Annotated in this window: 7 protein-coding genes; 3 read left to right on the top strand and 4 right to left on the bottom strand. The window is 63.5% G+C overall.

The genetic code is table 11. The features are described from left to right. The coding region (locus AC5RWX_RS28410) for a ferredoxin reductase (RefSeq protein WP_494099591.1) at positions 1 to 961 on the bottom strand (961 nt) is incomplete at its 3' end. Then, complete coding sequence (locus AC5RWX_RS28405) at positions 958 to 2,262, bottom strand: aromatic ring-hydroxylating oxygenase subunit alpha (RefSeq protein WP_494099590.1); 1,305 nt, start codon at positions 2,260 to 2,262, stop codon at positions 958 to 960. The genes AC5RWX_RS28410 and AC5RWX_RS28405, both read right to left, overlap by 4 nt. Before the next feature lie 160 nt (positions 2,263 to 2,422). Here AC5RWX_RS28405 and AC5RWX_RS28400 point away from each other — a divergent pair, with 160 nt between their 5' ends. Then, positions 2,423 to 3,355, top strand: coding sequence for a LysR family transcriptional regulator (locus tag AC5RWX_RS28400; protein ID WP_494099589.1), 933 nt, complete (start codon positions 2,423 to 2,425; stop codon positions 3,353 to 3,355). Between the two features lie 67 nt (positions 3,356 to 3,422). Here AC5RWX_RS28400 and AC5RWX_RS28395 read toward each other — a convergent pair whose 3' ends face one another. Both AC5RWX_RS28395 and AC5RWX_RS28390 read right to left on the bottom strand, forming a co-directional pair. Further along, a complete protein-coding gene (locus AC5RWX_RS28395) occupies positions 3,423 to 4,232 on the bottom strand; it encodes an IclR family transcriptional regulator (RefSeq protein ID WP_494099588.1) in 810 nt (269 codons plus the stop codon). 51 nt (positions 4,233 to 4,283) lie between these two features. Beyond that, positions 4,284 to 5,609 (bottom strand): LuxR C-terminal-related transcriptional regulator, encoded by a 1,326-nt coding sequence (locus tag AC5RWX_RS28390; protein WP_494099587.1) that lies wholly within the window; start codon positions 5,607 to 5,609, stop codon positions 4,284 to 4,286. A gap of 134 nt (positions 5,610 to 5,743) precedes the next feature. Between AC5RWX_RS28390 and hxlB the strand changes: the two genes are divergently transcribed. Together hxlB and hxlA are read left to right on the top strand one after the other, a co-directional pair. After that, positions 5,744 to 6,346 carry a 6-phospho-3-hexuloisomerase gene (gene hxlB / locus AC5RWX_RS28385; protein ID WP_494099586.1) on the top strand — a complete coding sequence of 201 codons (603 nt, stop codon included), beginning with the start codon at positions 5,744 to 5,746 and terminating at the stop codon, positions 6,344 to 6,346. Positions 6,347 to 6,391: 45 nt separating this feature from the next. Continuing rightward, on the top strand, positions 6,392 to 7,015 hold the full coding sequence (gene hxlA / locus AC5RWX_RS28380; RefSeq protein WP_494099585.1) for a 3-hexulose-6-phosphate synthase: 624 nt from the start codon (positions 6,392 to 6,394) through the stop codon (positions 7,013 to 7,015). Positions 7,016 to 7,063: the final 48 nt, after the last annotated feature.

The raw sequence follows: 7,063 nt of genomic DNA, 5'->3' as shown, positions 1-7,063 counted from the left end.
AGTAGTCCTCGGCGGATTCGGCAATTTCCTCGGCGATCTCCTCGGCGACGTCAGCTGCAAATGCCACCTCCGCCTGGTATTCAAGGAGCGTTTGGCGGTCTCCCGAGAAGAACTCCATGTAAATGGAAGTGTCATCGACGCCGACCTTTTTGAGGAGCTCGGTGGCGGTGTTCAGGTAGCCCTCGGGACCACATGCGTACACCTGGCGGCCGTTCGCGTCCGGGGCCACCTCCTCCAGCATCGCTGCCGTCAGCCTTCCACTGAGCCCTTCCCACCCCTCCGGTATGCTGCGGTCGCCCAGGGAGTAGTACACCTTGACGCGTGAGTCTACGGAGGCGATATAGGCCAATTCGCGGTGGAAGGCAAAGCCTCCAGTATCCGAGCCGTGGTAGAGCACCACAACATCGGCGTGTCCGGGCAGGGAGTGGATGGTCCGCACCATGGACATGATGGGAGTGATGCCTGCGCCGGCGGCAAGCAAGAGAAACCGTGCCCGCCGGTCAGCATCGGGCAGGTGGAATGCTCCCACCGGTCCCAGCATCTCGAGAACGGTGCCGGGTTTGACGTTCTCGTGCACCCATGGCGAGACCAGTCCCGTGGGGTCGCACTTGACGGTGATGCTGAAGGTCCACGGCTCGGTGGGCGAACTCGACAGTGAGTAGCTGCGGTCCACCGGATCCTGGTCCTCACCATTCACCGGGAATGCGACGTTCACGTACTGGCCCGCACGGAAGGCCAGGGGCGCACCGTCGGAGCGGCGGAACACGAAGGTCATCATGGCGCCGGCCTCGGGAATGGTCTCGACGCATTCGGCCATGAACTCCTGCGGATGCCATGGGCCCAATGCACGGGCTGCCCGGGCCGGTGTCTCGGGGCATCCCATCACCCTGTTCCACGGCATCTCAAGACCGCGAATACGTTGGGGTTCCTGGATTGCCGTTTCAGTGAGGAGTTCAATCATGCCAAGTGCTCCTGCACGCGCTGCACATACCAGTTGATGAATGCCTCGACCTGGTATTCGCTCTTCATGTAGGGACCGGGCTCGTAGGCGGGGCTGCCGGCACCCTGCTGGCACAGCTCCACGAACGCCTTGTCCTGCAGGTTCGTCTGCTTCCAGGTGTAGGTGAGCTTCTCCAAGTCGTAGTCGACACCTTCCACGGCGTCGTCAGCCACCAGCCACGTGGTGCGCACGAGGCTCTGGTGTTCGTTGATGGGGAAGACACCGAACGTGATGACGTGGTCGCCGAGGAAATGGAACCAGCTGTTGGGCTGCAGGTGCATCGAGCAGCGGCCAAGGCGGAAGTCGCGCAAGTCACCGAGCAGCTTCTTCGAAAGCCTGCGCCCGTCGGCGGAGAACGATTCACCCTCTCCATCGAGTGATTCCCGTGAGATGCGGATTCCCGCGATGCGCGTGTCAAGCTGCTCGACCACCTCATAGGGAAGGTTATAGCGGCGGCAACGCTCTTCGAGGGAGGATTGGGCCTCCTTGTTCCGGTCCCACACTTCCTCAAGATGGGTCGGGATCAGGCCCTCCGTCAGGCCCCAGGTGGGGAAGAGGGAGCAGGCGAGCTCAGGGTGGCCGTCACAGTGGTAGCACTCACGGTTGTTCTCCATGACGAGCTTCCAGTTGCCCTCTTCGATGATGTTCTGCTGGTAGGCGATCTTTGTCTTCGAGAGATCATGGGGCGCGAGGTAGGGCTCAAAGATCTTCGCGGTTTCGTCGAAGTCCGTTGGCGGTTCATCCGCAATGCAGACGAAGATGAGTCCGGCGACCTCGCGGCCATGGGCGCGCTTGAGGCCGAAGCAGCTCTTGTCGAACTTCGTTTCCCCCGGCGCGGAGGCATGGATCAGATTACCCTCTGGGGAGTAGGTCCAGGAGTGGTAGCCGCAGACCAGGTTTCCGGTTGACCCGGCAGCATCGGTCAGAACGCGGGCGCCACGGTGGCGGCACACGTTGTGCAGGACGTTCACGCCGCCGTCGTCGTTGCGCAGCACAATCAGGGAGTAGGGCCCGTAGTCGACGGTGACGTAGTCGCCCGGTTCCGGCAGTTCGGCGGTGCTGGCGGCAAAGATCCAGTGCTGGCCAAAAATGGCCTCCATGTCGATGGCGAAGACCGATCGATCGGTGTAGAAGGGGGCATCGAGGGAGTAGCCGGCGCGCCGGAACTCAAACAGCGCGGTGATTTCTGCCAGCTGCTCTGCAGGCAGTGATGCAGCGATCTTTCCGCGTGAATTGAGGGGCACGTTCACTGAAGCAGTCATGGGTTTCCTCCCGGGAGGCGGGGTAAGTGGGTGTTGCGTGTAAACCACGGGTGCCTAGGGTGGTAGCGGCATAGTGGAAGAACTTGTACTGATGAGATTAGGGTCACATCCGCTGCAATAAAAGCGCAAACTTTTGAAGATAACCATGCAGAATAGGTGCATGATCGATGCAAGGCTCGTCACACTCCGCGTATTCGCCCGGTGCGGCACCATCGGCGCCACCGCGGAACTCACGGGTTATTCTCCCTCTGCCGTCTCCGCGCAACTGCGGGAGCTCCAGCGCGTTCTTGGAATGCAGCTGCTGGTGAAAGACGGCCGGGGCGTGCGGCTTACCGCTACTGGTCGGTTTCTGGTGGCGGGCTCGGATCCCCTCATTGCCCAATGGGAGAGCCTTCGCGCCGCAGCCATGGAGGCCGGCGACCAGGTGCAGCACCACTTCGGCCTCGGCGGGTTCTCCACTGCAGCCGCCCAGCTGCTCGCGCCGCTGGCCGCCACCCTGCGCACAACTCGCCCGCTGCTGGAGGTGCAGGTCCTTGAGGCTGATCCGGCCCGCTGCTTCGACTTGTTGATCGCGGAACGAATTGACCTTGCCGTTATTGTCGCTATGCAGTCCGACACTTATGGTGAGGACGACCCGCGCTTCGAGCAGACAGTTCTGCTCGACGATCCACTGGACGTGATCATTCCCGGTGACCATCGGCTGGCATCACGGGAAACAGCGACGCTTGAAGAGCTCGCATCGGAACCATGGATCACGGAGGCCGCTGGTTCCACCTACCATTCCCTCTTTACGGCGGCGTTCACGGCGGTGGGGGTTACACCGCGGATTGCCCATGAGGCCGTTGAATGGGAGACCCAGATCGCGTTCGTGGGTGCGGGTCTGGGCGTCGGCCTGCTGCCCCGGCTCGCGCCTTTGCATCGTGCCGAGAACGTGGTTCGGCTCCGTATTACCGGTAAGGCAAAACCCACGCGCCGCATCGTCGCCGCTGTGCGCAGAGGCAGCATCGCCTCACCCCTGATTCAGGAGTCGCTGCGCATCCTGCAGGTCAACGCCAATCGGATCCTCACCGCACGCCCTGACGAGGATCTCTGAGCGCTGACGGCGCGGGGCGTCCCGGCGTTCGGCAGCTTCCTTGTCCAATCACATGGACGTTGGCGCATTAGTGGCGGGCGTAGCCCAGCCGCGCGCTGATTCTCAGCCCGGCTTCTTTCAGCCCGTCCAGGAGTCCCTGTTCCCTTTCCGGATCGAAGCGGAAAACGGGTCCGGAAATGCTGACGGCCCCGATTACGGCCCCCAGGTGGTTGTAGACCGGCACCGAGATCGAATTGAGCCCGATCTCGAATTCCTCCCTGACTACGCCATAACCCTGGCGGGCGACCTCGAGCAACTGGGCTTCGAGTTCTTTCCTGTCCGTGATGGTGCGCGGCGTGCGGGCCGGCAGCCCGGTTTCCTTCAGGATCCGTGCACGCTCGTCGGCTGGCAGCCCCGCAAGCAGGACCTTGCCGCTGCTGGTCGCGTGCAACGGCGTCAAACTGCCCACCCAGTCGTAGGTGGCGAGGGTTGAAGGTCCCATGGCCTGGTCCACGTTCACGGCGAAGTTGGAGCGCAGCACCGCCAGGTTGACGGTTTCCTTGAACTCTTCGGCCAGGGCTTCAAGCACCGGGCGTGCTTCCCGCACCAGGCTGAGCCTGCCGGGGATGGAACTGGCCAGGCGCAGGATGCCGAAGCCCAGCTGGTACTTGCCGCGTTCGCTGTTCTGATGGACCATCTCGCGACTGACCAAGGAACCGAGCAGGCGGGACACCGTGGACTTGTGAATGCCCATTTCCTCGGCGATTTCGCTCACTCCGGCATGGCCGTCCCGGGCCAGGATCTCAAGGACCGCGAGGGCGCGGTCCACGGACTGCACCCCGCCGGGCTGTCCTGCCTCGCCATCAATATCGGGTTCGCGCTCACTGTTCGAAACCATGGTCCATACTCCCAAGTAGGTTGCGGATCAAAGGTATCAACGCCGGCGTCGTCAACGCAGTCCACTGCTGTGGGCCAGCGCAATCGCTTCGGTGCGTGAGGACGCCCCGATCTTCCGGAAGATGTTCCGGAGATGGAACTTCACGGTGTTTTCACTGATGTGGAGCTGCCCTGCGATGGCGCGGTTCCGCTGGCCGGCGGCCAGCAGTTGAAGCACCTCAAGTTCCCGCTCCCCAAGCTTCCATCCCGCCACGTCCGCGAGCAGCCTGGCGGGCGGATCAAGCGGAATGGTAACGGCGACATCGGAGCCCCAGCCGGGCATCACGTCCACTCCCATGCTGCCGTCGAGCACCTCAACGCGTTGGACGAGGCGCGCCATGGCCGGTGCCGACGCGGACAGTTCACCGGGTCCGTCGTCGCGCACGTTGATAAGGAGATTGACGCCGTCGCAATCCCATTGCGTGCGGATCCTGCGCACTCCGTCCTGGTCCACCATGGCCAGGACCAAACCGCGCACGATTGCCCTGGCGGCATGCGCCACCTCGCCGGGGAGCGCCCGGCCGTTTACCGGCGGTTCGACGAACTGTACGTCGATCCCGCTGAAGTTCATCAACGGCCGCAGGTCCTCGCGGAGGCGTTGGAAAGCGGAAGCCACGGGTTCTTCAACGAGGTCGGTGGTGCGGTCGCTGAGGGTTCGGAGGCCTACCAGCGCCTTGGCGGCGACGTCCGTTGCTGCGGTCCGTGCAGCGGCATCGGCAAGCGCCGGTGACCTTAGCGCCGAGAGCAGGGTTTCGAGGGTGGTGGAGTGCTGGTCCACCAGTTCGGCCGTCACCCGGACGCGTTCCGCCGAGGCGGCGCGGGATTCGATGAGGTACGACGGCGGCGCGTCAGCCACCTTTTCGCGGATCCGCTCGGCTGCCAGCGTCCAGAGGTAGCGAAGGATCCACTGCGCGTCCGCCTCGCCGGCGGGATTGAGCGGTGAGCGCCGGGGGCTGGGGTGCGGGTCCCGGCTGGGCTGCGGGTCCCGGCTGGGCTGCGGGTTCGAGAGGACCAGTAGCGCATTGCTTGGCGACGAGAAAGCGAAGACCGGGCGCACAACGCCGCCAAAGGCGGCTTCACCGCTCCAGGTATCGCTCTTTCCGTCATCGGTGAGTGAGTCCCTGATGGCATCCAGCTCGGCAATGGACACCCGGCTGATGATGGCCTCATCACCGGCCTTCTTCTGCGGCCTGCCGGTGCAGTCTTCGGTGAAAATCACCAGGGCGCTGAATGTGAGGTAGGGGTCGATGGCCTCGTGCAGCCGGTGCGCTATGTCCATCAGCGGGGCCGTGGCCAGGGCAGAAACAGCTTTCAACAGAACTGTATTGGGTCGTTCCACCTGCCCAGTGTAGGGGCCAGGCGGTTGAGCACCTACCCCTTTGGGTAGTGATGACCGTTCAATAATGGCGTTTCACCTACCCCTCGGACGGGCGACGATGAATGGGTCACAACATCGAGAAGGAGGTTCACGCCATGAGTGCCATCACAGAAACAGATCGGGCTGCCCTGACCGGAACAGCGCGCGCATTTGACCGCAACCGGATCCTCGTCCTGGACGAGATCAGCGACGTCTTCCAGCGCGTGGACCCGGCAGAGGTCGCGGCCCTGGTGACCGAGCTGCGCCTGGCGGACAGGATCTTCGTGATCGGCGCCGGACGCAGCGGCCTTGTCCTGAAGATGGCGGCGATGCGGTTGATGCACCTCGGGCTAACGGTGCATGTGGTTGGTGAAACCACGGCGCCGGCCATCCGCGCCGGCGATCTCCTGCTCGCGGCCTCCGGCTCCGGGACCACGGCAGGGGTGGTCAAAGCGGCGGAAACGGCCACAGCGCAAGGCGCCAGGGTGGCCGCCTACACCACCAGCAAAGGTTCCCCGCTTGCAGCCGCTGCTGCCGCCGTCGTGCTTATCCCTGCTGCGCAGAAGACGGACCACAGTTCGTCGCTGACGCGGCAGTACTCCGGGAGCCTCTTCGAGCAGGTGCTGTTCGCCACCACCGAGGCAGTATTCCAAAGCCTTTGGGACGAGGAATCAACGGCACCCGAAGACCTGTGGCAACGGCATGCCAACCTCGAGTAAACCAGCCACTTCCCTACCCATTGATCCAAAAACGAAAGAGAAAAAATGAAACTGCAAGTAGCAATGGATGTCCTCACCGTCGAAGCTGCTCTCGACCTTGCCGGCAAAGTCGCCGAGTATGTCGACATCATCGAACTGGGCACGCCGCTGGTGAAGAATGCCGGGCTGTCGGCCGTTACCGCCGTCAAGACGGCCCACCCGGACAAGATCGTGTTCGCGGACATGAAGACGATGGATGCCGGCGAGCTGGAGGCCGAGATCGCTTTCACCGCGGGCGCGGACCTGGTGTCAGTCCTCGGCGGCGCTGACGACTCCACCATCGCCGGTGCCGTCAAGGCCGCCAAGGCCCACAACAAGGGCATCGTGGTGGACCTGATCGGGGTGGCGGACAAGGTGTCCCGGGCCAAGGAAGCGCGTGCCCTGGGCGCAAAGTTCATCGAGTTCCATGCGGGCCTGGATGAGCAGGCCAAGCCCGGCTACAACCTGAACGTGCTGCTGGCCGCCGGCGAAGAAGCCCGCGTGCCCTTCTCCGTGGCCGGTGGTGTGAACCTTTCCACCATCGAGGCCGTGCAGCGCGCCGGGGCCGATGTTGCCGTAGTAGGCGGTTCCATCTACAGCGCCGACGACCCCGCGGTGGCCGCCAAGGAACTGCGGGCGGCGATTCTCTAGGTTTTTGGCTGGCTCCGGCCAGCATTGAGCCAACCCTGATTCTGGTTA

This window comes from Arthrobacter sp. SPT-J7, assembly GCF_059089965.1.
This window is presented reverse-complemented; position numbering and strand designations above follow the sequence as displayed.

Bases quoted from the DNA above. Each gene is read 5' to 3' on its own strand.
- AC5RWX_RS28395 (WP_494099588.1), bottom strand. From the start codon at position 4,232: ATGGTTTCGAACAGTGAGCGCGAACCCGATATTGATGGCGAGGCAGGA.
- AC5RWX_RS28405 (WP_494099590.1), bottom strand. From the start codon at position 2,262: ATGACTGCTTCAGTGAACGTGCCCCTCAATTCACGCGGAAAGATCGCT.
- AC5RWX_RS28400 (WP_494099589.1), top strand. From the start codon at position 2,423: ATGATCGATGCAAGGCTCGTCACACTCCGCGTATTCGCCCGGTGCGGC.
- hxlA (WP_494099585.1), top strand. From the start codon at position 6,392: ATGAAACTGCAAGTAGCAATGGATGTCCTCACCGTCGAAGCTGCTCTC.
- hxlB (WP_494099586.1), top strand. From the start codon at position 5,744: ATGAGTGCCATCACAGAAACAGATCGGGCTGCCCTGACCGGAACAGCG.